Annotated in this window: 17 protein-coding genes and 2 pseudogenes; 15 read left to right on the plus strand and 4 right to left on the minus strand. The window is 65.1% G+C overall.

What is annotated here, in order from left to right:
• Window positions 1-58: 58 nt before the first annotated feature.
• A complete protein-coding gene (locus ACWPWO_RS00525; RefSeq protein ID WP_454006336.1) occupies window positions 59-274 on the minus strand; it encodes a hypothetical protein in 216 nt (71 codons plus the stop codon).
• Between the two features lie 289 nt (window positions 275-563).
• A pseudogene (locus ACWPWO_RS00530) lies at window positions 564-758 on the minus strand (hypothetical protein); the annotation flags it as partial.
• A 120-nt stretch (window positions 759-878) separates the two neighbouring features.
• Between ACWPWO_RS00530 and ACWPWO_RS00535 the strand changes: the two are divergent.
• Complete coding sequence (locus ACWPWO_RS00535; RefSeq protein WP_454003578.1) at window positions 879-1814, plus strand: 5'-nucleotidase; 936 nt, start codon at window positions 879-881, stop codon at window positions 1812-1814.
• Here the strand turns inward: ACWPWO_RS00535 and ACWPWO_RS00540 are convergent.
• The gene (locus ACWPWO_RS00540) at window positions 1775-2557 is read right to left on the minus strand and encodes an IclR family transcriptional regulator (protein ID WP_454003580.1); all 783 of its coding nucleotides are present in this window, start codon (window positions 2555-2557) and stop codon (window positions 1775-1777) included. The two genes, ACWPWO_RS00535 and ACWPWO_RS00540, sit on opposite strands and share 40 nt — an antisense overlap.
• A 310-nt stretch (window positions 2558-2867) precedes the next feature.
• Here ACWPWO_RS00540 and ACWPWO_RS00545 point away from each other — a divergent pair.
• Both ACWPWO_RS00545 and ACWPWO_RS00550 read left to right on the plus strand, forming a co-directional pair.
• Window positions 2868-4417: pseudogene (locus ACWPWO_RS00545) on the plus strand (sulfatase-like hydrolase/transferase).
• Between the two features lie 58 nt (window positions 4418-4475).
• The gene (locus tag ACWPWO_RS00550; RefSeq protein ID WP_394063069.1) at window positions 4476-5459 is read left to right on the plus strand and encodes a Bug family tripartite tricarboxylate transporter substrate binding protein; all 984 of its coding nucleotides are present in this window, start codon (window positions 4476-4478) and stop codon (window positions 5457-5459) included.
• 129 nt (window positions 5460-5588) lie between these two features.
• On the opposite strand, the gene ACWPWO_RS00555 is transcribed toward ACWPWO_RS00550, so the two are convergent.
• A complete protein-coding gene (locus tag ACWPWO_RS00555; protein ID WP_394063071.1) occupies window positions 5589-6047 on the minus strand; it encodes a MarR family winged helix-turn-helix transcriptional regulator in 459 nt (152 codons plus the stop codon).
• A 200-nt stretch (window positions 6048-6247) separates the two neighbouring features.
• Here ACWPWO_RS00555 and ACWPWO_RS00560 point away from each other — a divergent pair, with 200 nt between their 5' ends.
• From ACWPWO_RS00560 to ACWPWO_RS00615, 12 genes are all read left to right on the plus strand, one after another.
• A complete protein-coding gene (locus tag ACWPWO_RS00560) occupies window positions 6248-8446 on the plus strand; it encodes a thiamine pyrophosphate-dependent enzyme (protein ID WP_454003583.1) in 2199 nt (732 codons plus the stop codon).
• 21 nt (window positions 8447-8467) lie between these two features.
• Entirely contained in the window at window positions 8468-9973 is a 1506-nt protein-coding gene (locus ACWPWO_RS00565) for an indolepyruvate oxidoreductase subunit beta family protein (RefSeq protein WP_454003585.1), read from the plus strand.
• 230 nt (window positions 9974-10203) lie between these two features.
• Window positions 10204-10719: a MarR family winged helix-turn-helix transcriptional regulator gene (locus tag ACWPWO_RS00570; protein ID WP_394063077.1), complete on the plus strand. Its 516-nt coding sequence runs from the start codon at window positions 10204-10206 to the stop codon at window positions 10717-10719.
• A gap of 97 nt (window positions 10720-10816) precedes the next feature.
• Window positions 10817-11260, plus strand: a complete 444-nt coding sequence (locus tag ACWPWO_RS00575; RefSeq protein ID WP_394063079.1) for an acyl-CoA thioesterase — start codon at window positions 10817-10819, stop codon at window positions 11258-11260.
• Window positions 11261-11403: 143 nt separating this feature from the next.
• Complete coding sequence (locus tag ACWPWO_RS00580) at window positions 11404-13740, plus strand: bifunctional salicylyl-CoA 5-hydroxylase/oxidoreductase (protein WP_454003588.1); 2337 nt, start codon at window positions 11404-11406, stop codon at window positions 13738-13740.
• A 20-nt stretch (window positions 13741-13760) separates the two neighbouring features.
• Window positions 13761-14891 carry a cupin domain-containing protein gene (locus ACWPWO_RS00585; RefSeq protein WP_394063082.1) on the plus strand — a complete coding sequence of 377 codons (1131 nt, stop codon included), beginning with the start codon at window positions 13761-13763 and terminating at the stop codon, window positions 14889-14891.
• Window positions 14892-14981: 90 nt separating this feature from the next.
• Window positions 14982-15905 carry a fumarylacetoacetate hydrolase family protein gene (locus ACWPWO_RS00590; RefSeq protein WP_394063084.1) on the plus strand — a complete coding sequence of 308 codons (924 nt, stop codon included), beginning with the start codon at window positions 14982-14984 and terminating at the stop codon, window positions 15903-15905.
• A gap of 15 nt (window positions 15906-15920) precedes the next feature.
• Window positions 15921-16952, plus strand: a complete 1032-nt coding sequence (locus tag ACWPWO_RS00595; RefSeq protein WP_454003591.1) for a carbon-nitrogen hydrolase family protein — start codon at window positions 15921-15923, stop codon at window positions 16950-16952.
• A gap of 211 nt (window positions 16953-17163) precedes the next feature.
• A complete protein-coding gene (locus tag ACWPWO_RS00600) occupies window positions 17164-17952 on the plus strand; it encodes a cyclase family protein (RefSeq protein ID WP_394063088.1) in 789 nt (262 codons plus the stop codon).
• A gap of 321 nt (window positions 17953-18273) precedes the next feature.
• Window positions 18274-19248, plus strand: a complete 975-nt coding sequence (locus ACWPWO_RS00605) for a PDR/VanB family oxidoreductase (RefSeq protein WP_454003594.1) — start codon at window positions 18274-18276, stop codon at window positions 19246-19248.
• A gap of 24 nt (window positions 19249-19272) precedes the next feature.
• The gene (locus tag ACWPWO_RS00610) at window positions 19273-20592 is read left to right on the plus strand and encodes an aromatic ring-hydroxylating dioxygenase subunit alpha (RefSeq protein WP_454003596.1); all 1320 of its coding nucleotides are present in this window, start codon (window positions 19273-19275) and stop codon (window positions 20590-20592) included.
• A gap of 18 nt (window positions 20593-20610) precedes the next feature.
• Window positions 20611-21093 carry an aromatic-ring-hydroxylating dioxygenase subunit beta gene (locus ACWPWO_RS00615; protein ID WP_454003598.1) on the plus strand — a complete coding sequence of 161 codons (483 nt, stop codon included), beginning with the start codon at window positions 20611-20613 and terminating at the stop codon, window positions 21091-21093.
• The last annotated feature ends 13 nt before the right edge of the window (window positions 21094-21106 follow it).

The raw sequence follows: 21106 nt of genomic DNA on the forward strand, positions 1-21106 counted from the left end.
GAAGCAGACCATCAAGGATACTCCCTCGTCCCTGCGCCCACACGCAAAAAGCGCCGTGCTATGCGCTGCGGCGCAGATCCTGGCGCACATTGGCCACACGCAGTATCTCGGCCTCGTGGTTGGGATCGCGCCAGGTGTCGCGGCAGGCCATGTCGTGCCACTGCTGCATGGCCGGCAGGGCCAGGAGCCGCTGCGCATAGGCCTGGGACGTCTCGTCCAGCTCCAGGCCGTAGGTCTGGATGCGAAAGGCCACCGGGGCGTAGAAGGCGTCCACCGCGCTGAAATGCGGCCCGGAGGAACGGCCCGCCGAAGCGCTGCAGCCCTTCCTGCCAGATAGCCTGCAGCCGCTCCAGATCGCCCTGCAGGCGGGTGTCGGGCTGGTGGTGCTGGGCGCGCACCGCGGCGCCGAAGGGACACAGGGTGCGCAGGACCGTGAAGCCCGAATGCATCTCGGCGCTGGCGCAGCGCGCCCAGGCGCGGGCGTGGGGCTGAATGGGCCAGATGCCGGGGTGGCGTTCGGCCAGGTACTCCGCGATGGCCAGGCTGTCCCAGATGATCTCGCCGTCGTGGTGCAGGACCGGCACCAGTCCTGCCGGGGCGGCCTTGTGGAAAGCCAGGCTGCTGAACGGCGGACCGAAATTGAACCACTGCGTCTCGAAGCCGATGCCCTGCTGGGTCATCAGGAGCCAGGGGCGCAGCGACCAGGACGAATAATGGGGATTGGCCAGGACGAGGGTGTAGCCAGTAGCTGCGTTCATGGGGTTTCCGATGGTGGTGGTAGGAATTATTGCACTTTAGTGGGCTTTGTCCCGATTGGGTAGTGCCAGGCGGCGGCCGCCGTTGGTATGCTGTCTGCTGCACGTCGACGGAGGATGGCAATGGCTTACGATCTGGACAAGCGCCTGGTGATCGGACTGGCGTCCAGTGCCTTGTTCGACCTGAGCGAATCGCACCAGGTCTTTCTGGAAAAGGGCGAAGCGGCGTACCGGGAGCACCAGCTCGCCCGGGAGCAGCAGCCCCTGCGGCCCGGCGTGGCTTTTTCCTTCATCAAGCGCCTGCTGGCCCTCAATGACCTCTCGCCCGACGACCCGCTGGTGGAGGTGGTCCTGCTCTCGCGCAACGATCCCAACACCGGCCTGCGGGTCATGAACTCCATCCGCCACCACGGCCTGGGCATCAGCCGCGCGGTGTTCCTGCAAGGGGGCGACCCGAGCCGCTACATCCAGCCCCTGTCCATCAGTCTGTTCCTGTCCGCCAACGAAGACGACGTGCATCGGGCCGTGCAGCAGGGCTACCCGGCCGGGCGGGTGTTGAGCACCGCGTTCGAGGATGCGTTCGACGACCAGCCCATCCGGGTGGCCTTCGACTTCGACGGGGTGATCGCGGACGACGAGTCCGAACGCATCTACCAGCTCCAGGGCGGGCTGCCGGCCTTTTTCGAATACGAGACCCGTCTGGTGCAGACGCCGCACAAACCCGGCCTGCTGCAGGCCTTCCTGCTGAAGCTGGCGCACATCCAGTCCCTGGAGCAGGCGCGCCATCAGGCCGACGCCGCCTATGCGCCGCGCCTGAAGATCTCCATCGTCACGGCGCGCAATGCGCCGGCTCACGAACGCGTCATCTACACCATGCGCAGCTGGGGGATCGAGGTCAACGAGGCTTTTTTCCTGGGCGGCATCGAGAAGCGGCGCGTGCTGGAGGTGCTGCAGCCGCACATCTTCTTCGATGACCAGACCACGCACCTGATTCCCACCGCGCAGTCCCTGCCCTCGGTTCACATACCGTTCGGCGTGGTCAATGGCTCGTCGGGCTGACGCTGTTCCCACAGCAAGGCGCGGCTGACGGCGCGCGCGGCCTGCTGGGTCAGGGTGGCCAGGGCGTCCTGATTGACGGCATGGAAGCGTTCGATGCTGCCCAGCAGGGTCAGGCTGCCGAAGATGCGCCGGGAATCGTCGAAGATGGGCGCGGATATGCCCGCGATGCCGGGATTGATCTGTTCCTGCGAGATGCAGTAGCCCGTGCGCCGCAGCTCCTGCATATGGGCGGAGAATTCGGGCCACTGCGCGCCAAGCCGCCGCACGTAGTCCAGGTGCTGGTTGGCTTCGTACAGCCGGCGCAGATGGCGGGGGGGCAGGTGCGCGGTCACGATGCGCGCGGTGGAGCTGCGGAACATGTCCATGGTGCGGCCCCGCCCGAACATCAGGTCGAATCGGTCGGGCCCGGTTTCCTGGTGCGTGCTCAGGATGCGGTCGCCATAGAGCTGCCCGATCAGCGCGTCCGGCCCGGTCTGCTCCTCCAGGGAGCGCAGCAGCGGCCGGCCGCGCGTGATGCGCGGATCGAACTCGCGGATGAGGAGGTCCATCTCGATGAAGCGCGGACCCGGCGCATAGCCGCCGGGCGAGCGGATCAGCAGGCCGCAGGCGCACAGCTCCTTCAGGTAGCGGTAGATGGTGGCGGGCGGATATTGCAGGCGCTGGCCTATGGTGTCCGCATCCAGCACGGGCGTGCCCGGGCCGTACAGGTCGAGAATCTGCAACATGCGTCTGAGGCTGTTCATGGTCCCTCGTGGCAGCGGGGTTGGCGTTGCACCATTCTAACCACGGAGCGGACCGCGTATGTGGCGCAACGAAAACACCCCCATCGCTCTAATGGTTTACACCTAAATATTAAACTTCTTAATCATTAATTCTCAGACTGCGGTAATAATGAACGCATCGAGCATGCCCATAGAGCGTGCAGGCAGCATCCGACAATCATCATAATGCAGTCAGGCAGACCGGCATGATGGCCGGGCCGCCACCGAGGTGGACATGGACGAGGCAGTACGGAACACGGCGCCCAAGGCCGTCAGGAATGTGCTTTTCATCATGTGTGATCAGCTGCGCGCCGATCACCTGTCCTGTTATGCGCCGGGGGCGCCCTGCGCACGCCGCTGCGCACGCCGCACATCGACAGGCTGGCGCGCATGGGCATGCGCTTTTAGCGCGCCTACGTGACTTCCCTCTTCTACGCGTCGGCGCGCGCCTCCTACTACACCGGCCGCCATCCCCTCTCGCATCGCGTCACCTGGAACCGTGTGCCCCATCCCATCGACGAGCAGTACCTGGGCGACTACCTGGCGCAGGCCGGGCTGGGCTGCTGGCTGCTGGGCAAGACGCATCATGTGCCCGATCCGGAGGGCGCCAACGCGCGCCGCTTCCAGGTCCAGGCCGACGGCGCGGACCGTTTCTGGCAGGGCGGCTTCACGCCCGTCGAGCGCTACGACGGCCACTTCGAGATGGGCAAGGACAGCGACTACCGCCAATACCTGCAGGCGCGCGGCTATGACAGCGACCGCCCCTGGGAGGACTACTTCATCGGCAGCCTGGACGCGGACGGCCGCTTCGCCTCGGGCTGGTACATGCGCAATGCGCCCCTGGCGGCGCGCGTACGGGCGGAAGATTCCGAGACGGCCTATTTCACGCAGCGCGCCATGGATTTCATCACCGAGAAGGGCGAGGAGCCCTGGGTGCTGCACCTGTCTTTCATCAAGCCGCACTGGCCCTACAAGGCGCCGGCGCCCTACAACGACCTGTTCGGTCCCGAGGACGCCGAGGCGCCGGTGCGCGCGGACCATGAGCGCGAGCACGCCCATCCCGTGCATGCGGCCTACCAGCAGCACGAGGAGTCCCGGTCCTTCGCCAAGGACGAGGTCTGGCGGGCCGTCAAGCCGGTGTACATGGGCCTGGTCAAGCAGATCGACGACGAGATCGGCCGGCTGCTGGACATGCTGGAGCAGCAGGGCCGGCTGGACGATACCTTGATCATCTTCAGTTCCGACCACGGCGACCTGCAGGGCGACCACTGGCTCGGAGAAAAGGAATACTTTTTCGAGAACGCCATCCGCGTGCCCCTGATCGTGGTCGACCCGCGCACGCAGGCCGATGCCACCCGCGGCCAGGCCAGCGGCGAGTTCGTGGAATGCGTGGACGTGACGCCCACCATCCTGGACGCCCTGGGCCTGCCGGCCCGCCCGCACCGCGTGGAGGGCCATTCCCTGCTGCCGCTGCTGCATGGGCGCGGCGGCTGGGCGCGCGACTACACGGTGGCCAGCCTGGACTACGCCTACCGCGAGGCGCGCCAGCTGCTGGGCCGCGGCGTCAACGAGTGCCACGGCCTGATGCTGCGCGACGGCGGCTACAAGTACATCCATTGGCAGGGATACCGGCCGCAGTTGTTCGACCTGCGCCAGGATCCGGACGAACTGCATGACCTGGGCGCCGACCCGGGCCGCGAGGACGTGCGCCGACGCATGAAGGAAGCGTTGTTCGACTGGAAGGACGGACTGAAGGGGCGGGCCAGCGAGAGCTGGCCGGACGTGGAAGACCGCACCAATGCGCACGAGCGCATGATGAATATTCTGATTGGCCGGTGGTAAAGGCTTTGCAAGGCCGCGCAGGCGCGGCATATCCATAAAAACACAAGGAGTGGAGATAATGAAGCAGCTCAAGAACACGACACTGGCCCTGCTGCTGGCAGGCGTGGGTGCCCTGGCCCCCATGATGGCGCAGGCCGCCTGGCCCACGACCGAACAGGTGCGCATCGTGGTGCCTTATCCTCCCGGGACCGAGCCCGACATCCTGGCCCGCGACCTGGGCGTGCACCTGAACAAGGCCACCGGCAAGGTCTTCGTGATCGAGAACCGGCCCGGCGCCAACGCCATCATCGGCACCGACAACATCGCCAAGGCCAAGGGCGACGGCTCCGCTCTGCTGATGGTGGACAGCCTGGCCGTGTCCACCAATCCGCTGCTGTACAAGAACCTGCCCTACAAGTGGGAAAAGGACCTCAAGCCCGTCACCACCGTGGCCGGCGTGAACCTGTACCTGCTGGTGAGGAACGACTTCCCCGCCAAGGACTACAAGGAGTTCGTGGCGGCCGCCAAGAAGGCCAATGGCGACGTCAACGTGGGCACCGGCGGGCGCGGCCACGTCACCCACCTGGGCATGGGCCTGCTGGCGCGCGAGGAAGGCCTGAACTTCACCTACGTGCCCTACAAGGGCATGGCCCCGGCCACCAACGCCATTCTGGGCGGCGAGACCGACGCCATGCTGGTGGGCGGCATCCTGGCCTCCCAGCACGTGAACGGCGGCAAGATCCGCGTGCTGGCCGTGGGCGCGGACAAGCGCACCGAACTGCTGCCTGACGTGCCCACCGTGCAGGAAGCCGGCGGCCATGCCAACAGCATTCCCACCACCACGTTCGCCCTGTTCGCGCCCGGCGCCACGCCCGACGAGACCGTCAAGGAGATCCAGGAGAAAGTGGACGCCGCCCTGCGCACCCCCGAGATGCAGGCGGCCTTCAAGAGCCGCGGCCTGGCCCAGTTCTACACCACGCCGGCCCAGACGCTGGAGCGGGTGCAGAACGACTCCAAGGTCTATTCCGAGCTGATCCCCACCCTGGGCATACAGCCCGAGTAAGGCGACAAGGCCTGGCCGTCACGCAACCGCGCCCCTCGGGGCGCGGTTTTTCGTAGTGGAAGCGTGAAGGAAACAGCGCGGGTGCGCGCGCAGGGTTTCAACGAATGGCGCGCCGGGGCGCGCTGCGTTTCACTGCTCGTTGTAGTCGTGCTGCTCGGCGATCAGCCGGCGCAGGGTGGATTTCAGGGCGTCCACGTCCAGGGGCTGCAGGCGCTTGACCACTTCGTCCTCGTGCAGGCGGGCCTTGGCGATCAGGCCCGAGATCAGGGTCTGGCCCTCGTCGGTGATGCGCACCAGCGTGATGCGGCGGTCCACGTCGTGCGCCACGCGGCGCAGCAGGCCCTGTTTTTCCAGCCGGTCCAGCAGGCGGGTGACGGTGGGCTGCTTGGTGGTGGCGATGCGCGCCAGGTGGCCGATGCTGACCTCGCCGGCGCCCGACAGCGTGGAGAGCACGCGCCATTCGGAGATGGACAGGCCGTTGCTCAGGACGACCTGGTGGAATTCGGCGGAAATGAGCTGGCTTGCCTGCGCCAGCAGGGCGGGCAGGTAGTTCTCGACGAAGACCGTATCGTGTTCGGTGGGACTCATGATGCGTTGTTATCGTTGCAGGCTATGAAGCGCCGCCCGGGGCGGCAGCGCTCACTATACCGAACCCGGACCCGCGCGTGTCGCAAATGCATGGAAACACCTTACTAGGGAAAACCATGAGGATGGATATGTTGAGATATAAACATATTCCGATGAAAATAAATACCATGTTCAAAATAAGCGGTTACTGAGGAAAGAAAATGGCTGAGCGATCTTTTGTCGAAGAAGTCAAGAAACTGCGCTTGGGTGATGGGGACGTATTCAGCGGCGAGGGCATCCTGGCCGTCACCAAGGCGCTGCTGGAATCCGGCGTGTCCTACGTGGCCGGCTACCAGGGCGCGCCCATCTCCCACCTGATGGACGTGCTGGCCGACGCCCAGGACATCCTGAAGGAAAACGGCATCCGTTTTGAAAACAGCGCCAGCGAGGCCACCGCGGCCGCGACCCTGGCCGCGTCCGTGAACTATCCGCTGCGCGGCGCCATCACCTTCAAGGCCACCGTGGGCACCAACGTGGCCTCCGACGCGCTGGCCAACCTGGCCTCGGGCGGGGTCAAGGGCGGCGCGCTGATCATCGTGGGCGAGGACTACGGCGAAGGCTCTTCCATCATGCAGGAGCGCAGCCACGCTTTTGCCATGAAGTCGCAGATGTGGCTGCTGGATCCGCGCCCCAACCTGCCCTGTATCGTGCAGGCCGTCAAAGACGGCTTCGACCTGTCCGAGGCGTCCAACACGCCCGTGATGCTGCAGCTGCGCATCCGCGCCTGCCACGTGCACGGCCAGTTCGTGGCCTCGGACAACCGCCGCGCCAAGTTCACCATCAAGGAAGCCATGGAGCAGCCCACGCGCGACATCAATCGCATCGTGCTGCCGCCGGCCAGCTTCCTGCATGAAAAAGAAAAGATCGAGCAGCGCTGGCCCAACGCCGTCAAGTTCATCGAAGAGCGCCAGCTGAACGAATTCTTTGCCGACGGGACCGACGACGTGGGCCTGATCGTGCAGGGCGGCGGCTACAACACCGCCATCCGCGCCCTGGAGCACCTGGGCCTGGCCGATGTGTTCGGCGAGTCCAAGGTTCCCATGTACGTCATGAACGTGGCCTATCCGCTGATCGAATCGGAAATAGTGCGTTTCTGCCAGGGCAAGCGCGCCGTGCTGGTGCTGGAGGAAGGCCAGCCCAACTTCGTCGAGCAGAACATCTCCGACATCGTGCGCCGCCACGAATGCAAGGTGGTCCTACACGGCAAGGACCTGCTGCCCCTGGCCGGCGAATACAACACGGCCACCATGCTCAAGGGCATGCGCGCCTTCATGGAAAAATACGGCCGCATCGAGCCGCTGCCCGCGCCCAAGCCGCGCGTCATTCCCATGAAGGTGGAGACCGCCGAGCGTCCCAAGGCGCAGACCGAAGTGCTGGCCGCCGAGGTCAAGCCCATGAGCAGCCTGGACGAGAACGTGCATGCGCGCCCGCCCGGATTCTGCACCGGCTGCCCCGAGCGCCCCATCTTCACCGCCCTGAAACTGGTCGAGCGCGAGTTGGGCGAGCACCACGTGTCCGCCGACATCGGCTGCCACCTGTTTTCCATCCTGCCGCCCTTCAACCTGGGCAACACCACCATGGGCTACGGCCTGGGCGGCGCCGGTTCGGCCGCGCTGAACGCCGAATCCGACAAGCGCGCCATCTCGGTGATGGGCGACGGCGGCTTCTGGCACAACGGCCTGACCAGCGGCATCGCCAATGCCGTGTTCAACCGCAGCGACAACCTGACCATCGTCATCGACAACAGCTACACGGCGGCCACGGGCGGCCAGGACATTCTGTCCTCCAAGGCCAAGAACCAGACGCGCAGCACCGGCCACCTGATCGAGAAGGCCGCGCGCGGCGTGGGCGTGGAATGGCTGCGCACCATCCGCCGCACCTACGACCTGAAGACCATGACGGCCACCCTGCGCGAAGCGCTGACGACCAAGGAAAAGGGTCCCAAGGTGCTGGTGGCGCAAAGCGAGTGCATGCTGAACCGCCAGCGCCGCGAGAAAGGCCAGGTCCGCAAGGCCGTGGCCGCGGGCGAGCGCGTGGTGCGCGAGCGCTTCGGCGTGGATCCGGACACCTGCACGGGCGATCATTCCTGCATCCGCCTGTCGGGCTGCCCCTCGCTGTCCATCCGGCCCAATCCGGACACCCTGCGCACCGATCCGGTGGCCAATGTGATGAACAGCTGCGTGGGCTGCGGCCTGTGCGGCGAGGTTTCGCACGCCGCCATCTTGTGCCCGTCCTTCTACCGCGCCCAGGTTGTCAGCAACCCCACCAGCTGGGACAAGTTCCGTGAAAAGACCCGCCGCGGCTTCATCGGCTGGCTGCAGCGTCGCGACGCTGCCCGCCGCGAGCGCCTGGCATTCTGATCACCCGAAGTGAGTTCTATCATGCAGATGAAACCAATCAAGATTGCCATTCTCGCCATGGGCGGCGAAGGCGGCGGCGTGCTGGCCGACTGGATCGTGAACCTGGGCGAGCACAACGGCTATTTCGCGCAGACCACCTCGGTGCCCGGCGTGGCCCAGCGCACCGGCGCCACGACCTATTACGTGGAGCTGTTCCCCCGCGAGGCCGCGCCCGCCGGCAAGACGCCGGTGCTGGCCCTGATGCCCATGCCCGGCGACGTGGACGTGGTGCTGGCCTCCGAGCTGATGGAAGCCGGCCGCGCCGTGCAGCGCGGCCTGGTGACCAATGACCGCACCACCCTGATCGCCTCCACGCACCGCGTCTACTCCATTGCCGAGAAATCGGCCATGGGCGACGGCCGTGTGGACAACGACGCCCTGATTGCCCATGCCACGCAGGCGGCCAAGCGCTTCGTGCACTTCAACATGGAAAAGGCCGCCGAGGATTCCGGCAGCGTGATCAGCGCCGTGATGTTCGGCGCCCTGGCCTCCACCGGCGTGCTGCCGTTCAGCCGTTCGCAGTTCGAGCAGACCATCGAGCGCGGCGGCGTGGGCGTCAAGCCCAGCCTGAAGGCCTTCTCGGCCGCCTATGCCCGCGTGGCCGAAGGCGACGCCGGCAAGGATGATCAGGCCGCGCCCGCCGTGCCGGTGTCGCAGTTGAAGCCGCGCGATCCCGCCGTGGCCAGGCTGGTCGAGCGCGTGCGCGCCGAGATCCCCGAAGGCGCCCAGCAGATCGTGGTGGAAGGCGTGCGCCGCGTGCTGGACTACCAGGATGTGGCCTACGCCAACCTGTACCTGGACCGGCTCAAGCAGATCCGCCAGTACGCCCGTCCCGACGACGTGGCCCTGATCCGCGAGACCGGCCGCTACCTGGCTTTGTGGATGTCCTACGAGGACGCCATCCGCGTGGCCGAGCTCAAGACCCGCGCCACGCGTTTTGACCGCGTGCGCAAGGAAGTGCGCGCCACCGACGGCCAGATCGTGGCCATCAACGAATACATGCATCCGCGCGTCGAGGAGATCAGCGAGATCCTGCCTTTCGCAGGCCTGGGCCGCTGGCTGATGCGCCCGACCTGGGGCAACAAGCTGCTCAAGACGCAGACCAAGTCCGGCCGCGTCATCCAGACCAGCTCGGTGCGCGGTTTCATTCCTCTGTACCTGCTCTCGGGCTTCAAGCGCTGGCGTCGCCGCACCCTGCGCTACCAGGCCGAGCAGCAGCGCATCGAGGCCTGGCTCAAGCGCATCCAGGATGCGGCCGACGCGCACCCCGCGCTGGCCCTGGAGATCGCGCAGTGCCAGCGCCTGGTCAAGGGCTACGGCGATACGCACGCCCGCGGCCTGCGCAACTACCAGACCGTGATGGATGCGCTGGCGCGCAACGAGACCACCATGTCGCCGGCCCTGCTGGGCGCGCTGCGCGAGGCCGCGCTGGCCGATGAGCATGGCAAGAAGCTGGAGGCGGCGCTGCGCCAGAACTCGCTGGTCTGAGCCGTGCCGGGGCCGCCCGCCGGCGGCCTCGGTGAAAACCCTGGAACCAGTGATTTTTCCCTCTTAAATACTTTATTTCTAAAATATTCATAGTAGAATCTAAATTAAGGTGTACAGTGCGGCGTGCGGGCCTTTGCGGGCGCGGCACCGCTCCATCCGGCAGGTATTCGAGCAAGAAGATGCAAGCTGCCGGTCAACCTGAAATAGCCGAAGTTTGGGGGAAATAACACATGAACCAGAGTGAAGCAGCACTCCAATTCAAGCCGGAGCCGGCCGAGGCGGGCTACGAAGGCCGGCTGGGCCCCAAGGACCCCGCCAGCCTGAAATTGTGGTTGCGCATGCTCACATGTACCAAGCAGATCGAGGACGAGATCCGTCGTCGCCTGCGCCAGAATTTTGATATTTCGCTGGCCCGTTTCGACTACATGGCCCAGCTCTACCGCTACCCGCAAGGGTTGAAGATGGGTGAGCTGTCCCGCTACCTGATGGTGACCGGCGGCAATATCACCGGACTGACCGACGAGCTGGCCCGCGAAGGCATGGTCTCGCGCGAGAGCAGTCCGACCGACAGACGCGCCTGGGTGCTGCGCCTCACGCCCAAGGGCAAAAGCAGTTTCGAGGCCATGGCCAAGGCGCACAGCGACTGGATCGCGGAGATGTTCGAAGGCCTGGGCACGGATCAGGTCGTGCAGATCCACCAGCATCTGGGCCTGCTGCGCGTCCACCTGCAAAGCGCGGCCGGCTAGCCACAGGATGCGTCCCGCCCGGCTCCAGGGCCTGGCAGGACGCTGGGAGCGCCCCGCAAGGCGCAAATAAAACCCTTGCTAACAAGGTGTCTACAACATGGGTTTCAAGCTGTACGAACAAGAACATCGCATCCGTTTTTCGGAATGCGATCCGGCGGGCATCGTTTTCTACCCGCAGTATTTTGTGCTGTTCAACGACCTGCTGGAAGCATGGATCGATTCCATGGTCCCCGAGGGTTTTCACAACATGATCGCCAGCAAGCGCGTGGGCATGCCCTCGGTGCATCTGGAGGCCGATTTCAAAGCCATCAGCCGTATGGGCGATGATGTGGTGATGAGCCTGGGTATCGAGCGCATCGGCAACAGCTCGCTGACGCTGCGCCTGCGCTGCACCGGCAAGGACGGCGTGCTGCGCATGCAGGTGCGCCAGACCGTGGTGACGACCTCGCTGGAAACCCACCTGGGCATCCCGATTCCCGACTTCCTGCGCGCGCCCATGCAGGAATACGTGATTCCGGCGCAGGAGCAGGCCAGCGTCTGACGTTCTTTTTGATGAAGCGGCAAGTATTGTGCGGGTCCGACTATCCTGTTTTTTTTGACCTGAATAGTTGACTTGTATAATATTTATTAATAAATATACTATGCTCAGGCACATGAGCGGTATTTAGACCATACGGACATATCATGAATATCGTATGTATTGGCGGAGGCCCGGCCGGGTTGTATTTTGGTCTGCTGATGAAGCTGCAGAACCCTCGGAACGAGGTCTACGTGGTGGAGCGCAACCGACCGTACGACACCTTCGGATGGGGCGTGGTGTTCTCGGACGCCACCATGGAGAATCTGCGCGAGGCCGACCCCGTGTCCGCGCAGACCATCGGTGATGCGTTCAACCACTGGGACGACATCGAGACCCATTACAAGGGCAGCGCCGTGCGCTCCAGCGGCCACGGCTTCATCGGCATCGGCCGCAAGAAACTGCTCAACATCCTGCAGGCGCGCTGCGAAGAAGTGGGCGTGCACCTGGTGTTCGAGACCAATGTGTCCGACGAGGCTGAACTGGCCCGCAAATACAATGACGACCTGCTGATCGCCTCGGACGGCATCAACAGCGCCATCCGCACCCGCTACCAGGACGTCTACCAGCCCGATATCGACACGCGCAACTGCCGCTTCGTGTGGCTGGGCACGGAAAAAGTGTTCGACGCCTTCAATTTCATCTTCGTCGAGACCGAGCACGGTTGGTTCCAGGCGCACGCCTACCGCTTCCAGGACGGCCTGTCCACCTTCATCGTGGAAACGCCCGAGGAAACCTGGCAGAAGGCCGGCATCGGCGAGATGTCGCAGGAAGACGCCATCGCCTATTGCGAAAAGCTGTTCGCCCCCTACCTGGACGGCAACAAGCTGATCAGCAACGCCACCCATCTGCGCGGCTCGGCCATCTGGATCCGCTTCCCGCGCGTCATCTGCAACAAGTGGGTGCATTGGCAGGATTACGGCACGGGCAAGAAGATCCCCGTGGTGCTGATGGGCGACGCCGCCCACACGGCCCACTTCTCCATCGGCTCGGGCACCAAGCTGGCGCTGGAAGACGCGATCAGCCTGGCCCAGCACATGAACCGCGAATCGCTGGAAGAGGCCCTGAAGGACTACGAGGCCGCCCGCAGCGTGGACGTGCTGCGCATCCAGAATGCCGCGCGCAACTCGACCGAATGGTTCGAGAACGTGGCCCGCTACGCCAACATGAAGCCCGAGCAGTTCACCTATTCCATGCTGACCCGCTCGCAGCGCATCTCGCACGAGAACCTGCGCCTGCGCGACGCGGCCTGGATCGAACAGTACGAGCGCTGGCTGGCTGCGGAATCGGGCCTGAAGCTGGCCGAGGGCGAAAAAGCCCCGCCGCCCATGTTCACCCCCTTCAAGCTGCGCGACATGCAGCTCAAGAACCGCATCGTGCTCTCGCCCACGCTGCTGTACAGCGCCGTGGACGGCATGCCCGGCGCCACCCACCAGGTTCACTACGGCAGCCGCGCCATGGGCGGCGCAGGCCTGATCATGGCGGAGATGACCGCCGTGACGCCCGAGGGTCGCGTGACTCCCGGCTGCACGGGCCTCTGGAATGACGAGCAGGCCGCCGCCTGGGCGCCCGTGGTGCGGTTCGCCCACGAGCAAGGCGCCAAGATCGGCGTGCAGCTGGGCCATGCCGGTCGCCGCGGCTCCACGCAGCTGGGCTGGGACAAGCCCAACCAGCCGCTGGCCCAGGGCAACTGGCCGCTGGTGTCGGCGTCCGCGCTGGCCTACCAGCCCGGCGTGTCCGCCGTGCCCGCCGAAATCACCCGCGCCCAGATGGACGAGATCCGCGACGCCTTCGTGGCGGCCGCCCGCCGCGCCGACCAGGCCGGCTTCGACTGCATCGAATTGCAGGCCGGCCACGGCTACCTGCTGTCCAGCTTCATCTCGCCGCTGACCAATCAGCGCAGCGACGAATTCGGCGGCAGCCTGGAAAACCGCATGGCCTACCCGCTGGAAGTGTTCCAGGCCGTGCGCGCCGTCTGGCCGCAGGGCAAGCCCGTGCTGGTGCGCATTTCCGCCACCGACTGGGCCGAGGGCGGCATCACGGCCGATGACGGCGTGCAGATCGCCCGCCTGTTCAAGCAGGCCGGCGCCGACCTGATCGACGTGTCCTCCGGCGAGGTCGTGCCCGAGCAGAAGCCCGTCTACGGCCGCATGTACCAGACGCCGTTCGCGGACCGCATCCGCAACGAAGCGGGTATCGCCACCATGGCTGTCGGCTCTATCATGGAAGCGGATCACGCCAACAGCATCATCGCGGCCGGCCGCGCCGACCTGTGCGCCCTGTCGCGCGGCTTCATGGCCGAGCCCAACTGGCCGCAGCGCGAAGCCGCCCTGGTGGGCTACGAAGGGGTGCAGTGGCCCGTGCAGTACGAACTGGGCAAGGACTGGCTGCACCGCCAGACCAAGCGCGCCTCGGCCGCTCAGGAAGGCCCCGCCATCCATTAAGAACAGAAGGAGACAGCAACATGTCGGAAGAACGTTTTGACACCTATCGCGAAAGCGTGCTTGGCCGTGCTGATGTCGAGGACACGCCCGAGCTGGTGAAGTACTACCAGGACCTGACCCGGTTCGAGGCCGGCGCCCTGTGGACCGTGGCCAACAAGATCGAGCCCTGGGAGCCCAAGTCCGATTCCGTGCCCGTGGTCTGGCGCTACCGCGACCTGCGCGACTACGTGCTGCGCTCGGTGGACCTGGTCACCCCTGAAAAAGCCGGCCGCCGCGTGATCTACCTGAACAACCCCGGCCGCCAGGACGTCTCGGCCGCCGTGGGCTGGCTGTACTCGGGCCTGCAGGTCATGAACCCGGGCGAGGCCGCCTCGGCCCATGCCCATTCCTCCTCGGCCCTGCGCTTCATCATGGAAGGGCGCGGCGCCTACACCATCGTGGACGGCCACAAGATGACGTTGGGCGCCAACGACTTCGTGCTGACGCCCAACGGCTGCTGGCACGAGCACGGCGTCGAGGCCGACGGCACGCCCTGCATCTGGCAGGACGGCCTGGACATCCCCCTGGTCAACGCGCTGGAAGCCGGCTTCTACGTGGTCCACCCCGACCTGTCCCAGGCCGTGACCCACCCGGTCAACGACGCCGTGGGCATCTGGGGCGGCCGCGGCCTCAAGCCCACGCTGCACGACTGGCAAAAGCCGTATTCGCCGCTGCTCAAGTACGAGTGGGAGCCCACCTACGAGGCCTTGTCGGCTTACGCCAAGGTCACCGACGGCAGCCCGTTCGACGGCGTCATCATGGACTACATCAATCCGCTGACCGGCGGCCCGGTGATGTCCACCATCGGCGCCAGCATGCAGATGCTGCGCCCCGGCGAGCACACCAAGGCCCACCGCCACACCGGCAGCATCATTTACCAATGCGCCAAGGGCGAGGGTTATTCCATCATCAACGGCAAGCGCTACGACTGGCGCGAGCGCGACATCTTCTGCGTGCCGTCCTGGATGTTCCACGAACACGTCAACGGCTCGTCCTCGGACGACGCCTGCCTGTTCTCCTTCCATGACCTGCCCGTGATGCGCGCCCTGAACCTGTATCGCGAACAGGCCCTGGCCGAGAACGGCGGATACCAGCCCATCCTGGAAGGTTGATCGCTCAAGCTTGTTCGGCGGGCCCGTTGCGGCGGACCCGCCACCGTTTATTCAAGCCATCTTCAAAGATGGCCCAATCTGGAGATAGAAATGCGTCTTGTAACGTACCGTAGTGAAGTTGCTGCAGCCGGCCGCCTGGGCGCCATCGTTGGCGATCTGGTGGTGGACCTGGGCTACCTGGGCGATGCCACCGGCCACATGCTGCCCGACAACATGCTCGATTTCATCGACCTGGGCCCCGCCGCCGTGAAGTCCACGGCCCGCCTGCTGGAAACCTACGCCGACGACATGCCTTTCGGCGTGGCGCTGCCCCTGGCCAACGTCAAGCTGCTGGCGCCCATTCCGCGTCCACGCAAGAACATCTTCGGCATCGGCCTGAACTACGTCGAGCACGTGGCCGAATCCAGCCGCACCCTGGACACCTCCAAGGAGCTGCCCAAGCAGCCCGTGATCTTCTCCAAGCCGCCCACCACCGTCATCGGCCCCGGCGACGCCATCGAGCACAACAAGAACATCACGCAGCAGATGGACTGGGAAGTGGAACTGGCCGTGATCATGGGCACCCGCGCCCAGCGCGTGGCCAAGGAAGACGCCCTGAAGTACGTCTTCGGCTACTCCGTGATGATCGACGTCAGCGCCCGTGACTGCCGCCGCGCCGGCCAGTGGATCTACTCCAAGGGCCAGGACACCTACGCTCCATTCGGTCCCGTGATCGTGACCGCCGACGAGCTGACCGATCCGCACAACCTGAACCTGAGCCTGACCCTGAACGGCGTGACCAAGCAGAGCTCCAACACCAAGCACATGCTGTTCAACGTCAACGACCTGATCGCCGACATCAGCGCCGGCATCACGCTGGAGCCGGGCGACATCATCGCCACCGGCACGCCCGAAGGCGTGGGCGCCGGCCGCAATCCTCAGGAATGGATGTGGCCGGGCGACGTGGTGCATGCCGTGGTGGAAGGCATCGGCGAGCTGCGTCACCCCATCGTGGACGTGACCCCTCAAAACTAAGCAAAGGAGAGCGTGATGCTGGAATTGCGCCAGTTCAAGGCCGCGGCAGTCCAGGCGGCTCCCGTGTTCCTGGACACGAATGCGACCATCGACAAGGTGTGCCGCCTGATTCACGAAGCGGCTGACAACGGGGCCGAACTGATCGCCTTCCCCGAGGTGTTCGTGTCCGGTTATCCCTACTGGAGCTGGGTGATGAACCCGGTCGAAGGCAGCCCCTGGTTCGAGCGCCTGTGCAAGTCGGCCATCGAAGTGCCCGGCCCTGAAGTGCAGAAGGTTGCGCAGGTTGCGCGCCAGCGCAAGGTCAACGTGGTGCTGGGCGTGAACGAGCGCAGTCCGGTCGGTGTGGCCACCATCTACAACACCCTGGTGACCATCGGTTCGGACGGCCGCATCCTGGGCCGCCACCGCAAGCTGGTGCCCACCTGGGCCGAGAAGCTGACCTGGGCCAACGGCGATGCGTCCTCGCTGCGCGTGCACGACACCACCATCGGCCCGCTGGGCGCGCTGGCCTGCGGCGAGAACACCAACACGCTCGCCCGCTTCAGCCTGCTGTCCCAGGGCGAGCTGGTGCATGTGGCCAGCTACATCTCGCTGCCCGTGGCGCCCAAGGACTACGACATGGCCGAAGCCATCCGCCTGCGCGCCTCCGCCCACTGCTTCGAGGGCAAGGTGTTCACGGTGGTGGCCTGCTCGACCGTGTCCGAGGAGATCGTGGACGCCATGGCGGCCTCTCATCCCCAGGCCCGCGAACTGCTGGCCCGTCCGAACAGCGCCTTCTCCGGCATCATCGGCCCTGACGGCCGCGTGATCGGCGAGGCCCTGATCGACCGCGAAGGCATCGCCTACGCGGACATCGACCTGTCGCGCTGCATCCAGCCACGCCAGATGCACGACATCACGGGGCACTACAACCGCTTCGACATTTTCGATCTGCGCGTCAACCGCAAGGCCATGACGCCGGCCCGATTCTACGAAGGCGACCAGCCCCAGCCAGACCTGAATCCAGCCGAGTTCTCCGCCGTGGAGGACAAGGACGCGGGTCTGTAAGACCACGGGCGGCGTTCCGGACTGCCGCCCATCGAGCGCGTTTTCCGCCGCAAGAGGCGCGGCGGAAAGCACCCCGCGGCCTGCCGACCTCCTGAGCGGCGGGCCGCATCCGGCTTTCGGGGCCGGGCCGCTGCGCCGGCGCTCCCGAGCCCTGCGCCGCGGCGCAGAAAGACACTGATAACGATTAAACAAGATCGACGTAGGAGATGACATGACCGAGATGCACCCACTGGCCGCCCTGACCCAGGCGCTGGACAGCAAGAAGGTCCGCTTCGTGGACCTGACCCAGACCCTCTCCCCCAGTTTCCCCGCCCTGCAGCTGCCGCCGCAGTTCGGTCAGACTGTCGGTTTCTCCGTGCAGCGCATCAGCCAGTACGACGAGGCCGGTCCAGGCTGGTACTGGAACAACTTCACCTGTGGCGAACACACGGGCACGCACTTCGATGCGCCGGTGCACTGGATCACGGGCAAGGACCACCCCAACAACAGCGTGGACACCATTCCCGTGGACAACTTCCTGCGCCCCGCCGTGGTGGTGGACGCCAGCGCCGAAGTGGCCCAGAACGAGGATTTCGTGCTGACGCCCGAGTTCCTGCAGGCCTGGGAGGCCAAGCATGGCCGCATCCCCGCGGGCGCCTGGGTGCTGTTTCGCACCGACTGGTCCAAGCGCGTCAATGACGCCGCCGCCTTCCTGAACATGCGCGAGGACGGCGCCCATACGCCCGGCCCGTCGCAGGCCGCCGTGGAATGGATGATCCACGAGCGCAATGTGCACGGCTTCGGCGTGGAGACCATCAACACCGACGCCGGCCAGTCCTACTCCTGGCCCGTGGCCTATCCTTGCCACACCCTGATGCACGGCGCCAACCGCTACGGCCTGCAGTGCCTGTGCAACCTGGACCAGCTGCCCCCCCAGGGCGCGCTGATCATGTCCGCTCCGCTGAAGATCGAAGGCGGTTCGGGCAGCCCGCTGCGCGTCGTCGCCCTGGTCGCCCAGTAAGCCGCGTTCGAGCCATCCGGCATGGGCGGGGCCTTGTCCCGCCCATGCCGGATTCTCACCTAATGGTTTTCCATTATATTCGCGCGTATATATTGATCCGTAAACTATTCATCAATAAAATAAAATTCAGAATAATGAATAGTGATCCAGCCGTGCAGCCTGCCCTGATGCCCTGCACACGGTCTGGCGGAGACAGTAGACGAGGATAAAGCCAGCCCCAGGGGCCGGCGCCATCGGACCGCCGCTTACCGGTGCATCATGACACAGGCCCGCCGCCCCGGCTGGGTAATGGTTGTTGTCACGCTCAATGGTAGGCACACGATGGATACTTTTGAACTCGTCATCCGGGACATCCAGAACGCATCCCCGCTGATCCGCAGTTTCACGCTGGAGCCTGCCCAGGCCGGCGCCCTGCCCGCATTCGCGCCGGGCTCGCACCTGAAGGTGCACATTCCCGCCCTGAACAATCACCGCTGCTACTCGCTGATCTCGCTGGAGCCGCATTGCGTCAACGGCCAGTGCCCCGACCGCTACCGCCTGGGCGTGCGCCTGGAGGAAAACAGCGCCGGCGGCTCGCGCTACATGCACGATCTGAAAGTGGGCGACACGCTGACGGTGTCCGGCCCCAAGAACGATTTTCCCTTGCATGCCGCCACACCCGGCGAGACCGAGACGGTGCTGATCGCCGGCGGCAGCGGCATCACCCCGATCGCCAGCATGGCCGCGGCGCTGCATCACCAGGGCCGTCCCTACCAGTTGCATTACGCCGGCCGCAGCCTGCAGCAACTGGCCTACCTGGACGAGCTGCAGCAGCTTGCCGGCCCGGCCGTGCGCCACTACGCCGACGACACCGAGCAGCGCTTCTCCCTGGACGCCTTGCTCGATGGCCTGTCCAAGGACCAGCACATCTATGTCTGCGGTCCCAAGGGCATGATCGATGCGGTGATCGAGGGCTGCAAGCAGCGCGGCTGGCCCGCCGATCACGTGCACTTCGAACTGTTCATGACCGCCGCCGCGCAGGAAGGCGACCAGCCCTTCGAGGTGGAGCTGCGCCAGAGCGGCGTGACCCTGCAGATCCCCGCCGACAAGACCATCGTGGACGTGATGGAAGAGCAGGGCCTGGACCCCATGATCGACTGCAAGCGCGGCGAGTGCGGTGTCTGTACCTGCGACGTGATCGAAGGCGAGCCCGACCATCGCGACTATTTCCTGAGCGACTCGGAAAAAGCCAGCAACAAAGTCATCCAGATCTGTATTTCCCGCTCCAAGACCCCGCGTCTGGTGCTGGATCTGTAACGCCTGAGAGCCACGGAGAACAACATGGAAAAGTACCGCGACAATCCCCAGGCCATCCGCGAACTGGTGCGCGAAGCCGAGGTGCACAAGGACCTGTACATCAGCCAGGAGCTGTTCGAGCTGGAGATGGAGCGCCTGTTCGCCAATACCTGTGTCTACGTGGGCCACGCCAGCCGGGCGCCCAACAAGGGCGATTTCTACACCACCACGGTGGGCAATGAATCGGTGATCATGGTGCGCCACACCGACGACAGCATCCGCGTGCTGTACAACCGCTGCCCGCACAAGGGCGTGCAGGTCGCCGCCGAACCCTGTGGCAACACGGGCAAGTTCTTCCGTTGCCCCTATCACGCCTGGACCTTCAAGACGGACGGCTCGCTGCTGTCCATCCCGCTGAAGAAAGGCTACGAGAATACCGGCTTCGAGTGCACCGAGGCCAGCCACGGCATGGCCGCCGTCAAGAACGTGCAGGTGTACCGCGACTTCGTCTTCTGCCGCCTGAGCGAACAAGGCGAGAGTTTCGAGGACTTCTTCGGCCAGTCCCTGAGCACCATAGACAATATGGTGGACCGCTCGCCTGAAGGGCGCCTGGAAGTGGCCGGCGGGGTGATGCGCTACATGCATCACTGCAACTGGAAGATGCTGGTGGACAACCAGACCGACACCTGCCATCCCATGGTGGCGCACGAGTCTTCGGCCGGCACGGCCGTCAAGGCCTGGCAGGAAGCGCCCGAAGGCACTCCCAAGCCCATGGCCGTGGAGCTGTTCGCGCCCTTCATGTCGCCCTACGAGTTCTACGAGGGCATGGGCATACGCGTGTGGGAGAACGGCCACGGCCATACGGGCGTGAGCAACTCCATCCATGCCGATTACTCCGAGATTCCCGGCTACTGGGACCAGATGGTGCAGGCCTACGGCGAAGAGCGCGCCAAGGCCATCCTGGCCGACACCCGCCACAACACCTGCTATTTCCCCAACATCATGGTCAAGGGCCCCATCCAGACCCTGCGCGTCTTCAAGCCGCTGGCCGCCGACAAGACCCTGGTGGAGTCCTGGACCTTCCGCCTGGTGGGCGCGCCCGACACCTTCCTGGAGCGCACCCTGATGTACAACCGCCTGATCAACGCGCCGACCTCCATGGTGGGTCACGACGACCTGGAAATGTACGAACGCGCCCAGCAGGGCCTGCAATCGCGCGGCCGCGACTGGATGAACCTGGCCCGCCTGGTCGAGAAGGACGAGGACCAGAAGAAGAACGTGGTGATCAACGGCACCAGCGAGATGCAGATGCGCGCACAGTTCCGCGCCTGGCTCAAGTACATGCTGCCCGAGCAGAAGGCTTAAGAAATAAAAGGAACGACCATGAGCGAGATCAGCCGTCAGGCACTCATCGACTTTGTCTATGCGGAAGCCCGCCTGCTGGATGAACAGCGCTACGAGCAGTGGCTCGACCTGTTCACCGAGGACGGCTACTACTGGATGCCGCTGGCGCACGACCAGCAGGACGCCCGCCTGCATGCCTCCCTGATGCACGAGGACAAGCTGCTGCTGCGCATCCGCGTCGAGCGCCTGGCGGGCCGGCGCACGTTTTCCCAGCAGCCCAAGAGCCGCAGCCACCATTTGCTGCAGCAGCCCACCGTGGAAAGCATGGACGAGGAAAAGGGCGAGTACAGCGTGCGCTGCGCCTTCCACTACACGGAAACCCGCGGCGACCGGCAGGAAATCTATGTGGGCTGGAGCACCTACACGCTGGTGCGTCAGGACGGCGCGCTGAAGATCCGCCTGAAGCGGGTGGATTTGCTCAACTGCGACGCCCCCTTCGGCAACATCCAGTTGTTTATGTGACAGAGGACAGGAG

The organism is Alcaligenes sp. Marseille-Q7550 (assembly GCF_965112015.1).

Bases quoted from the DNA above. Each gene is read 5' to 3' on its own strand.
- ACWPWO_RS00535 (WP_454003578.1), top strand. From the start codon at position 879: ATGGCTTACGATCTGGACAAGCGCCTGGTGATCGGACTGGCGTCCAGT.
- ACWPWO_RS00540 (WP_454003580.1), bottom strand. From the start codon at position 2,557: ATGAACAGCCTCAGACGCATGTTGCAGATTCTCGACCTGTACGGCCCG.
- ACWPWO_RS00550 (WP_394063069.1), top strand. From the start codon at position 4,476: ATGAAGCAGCTCAAGAACACGACACTGGCCCTGCTGCTGGCAGGCGTG.
- ACWPWO_RS00555 (WP_394063071.1), bottom strand. From the start codon at position 6,047: ATGAGTCCCACCGAACACGATACGGTCTTCGTCGAGAACTACCTGCCC.
- ACWPWO_RS00560 (WP_454003583.1), top strand. From the start codon at position 6,248: ATGGCTGAGCGATCTTTTGTCGAAGAAGTCAAGAAACTGCGCTTGGGT.
- ACWPWO_RS00565 (WP_454003585.1), top strand. From the start codon at position 8,468: ATGCAGATGAAACCAATCAAGATTGCCATTCTCGCCATGGGCGGCGAA.
- ACWPWO_RS00570 (WP_394063077.1), top strand. From the start codon at position 10,204: ATGAACCAGAGTGAAGCAGCACTCCAATTCAAGCCGGAGCCGGCCGAG.
- ACWPWO_RS00575 (WP_394063079.1), top strand. From the start codon at position 10,817: ATGGGTTTCAAGCTGTACGAACAAGAACATCGCATCCGTTTTTCGGAA.
- ACWPWO_RS00580 (WP_454003588.1), top strand. From the start codon at position 11,404: ATGAATATCGTATGTATTGGCGGAGGCCCGGCCGGGTTGTATTTTGGT.
- ACWPWO_RS00585 (WP_394063082.1), top strand. From the start codon at position 13,761: ATGTCGGAAGAACGTTTTGACACCTATCGCGAAAGCGTGCTTGGCCGT.
- ACWPWO_RS00590 (WP_394063084.1), top strand. From the start codon at position 14,982: ATGCGTCTTGTAACGTACCGTAGTGAAGTTGCTGCAGCCGGCCGCCTG.
- ACWPWO_RS00595 (WP_454003591.1), top strand. From the start codon at position 15,921: ATGCTGGAATTGCGCCAGTTCAAGGCCGCGGCAGTCCAGGCGGCTCCC.
- ACWPWO_RS00600 (WP_394063088.1), top strand. From the start codon at position 17,164: ATGACCGAGATGCACCCACTGGCCGCCCTGACCCAGGCGCTGGACAGC.
- ACWPWO_RS00605 (WP_454003594.1), top strand. From the start codon at position 18,274: ATGGATACTTTTGAACTCGTCATCCGGGACATCCAGAACGCATCCCCG.
- ACWPWO_RS00610 (WP_454003596.1), top strand. From the start codon at position 19,273: ATGGAAAAGTACCGCGACAATCCCCAGGCCATCCGCGAACTGGTGCGC.
- ACWPWO_RS00615 (WP_454003598.1), top strand. From the start codon at position 20,611: ATGAGCGAGATCAGCCGTCAGGCACTCATCGACTTTGTCTATGCGGAA.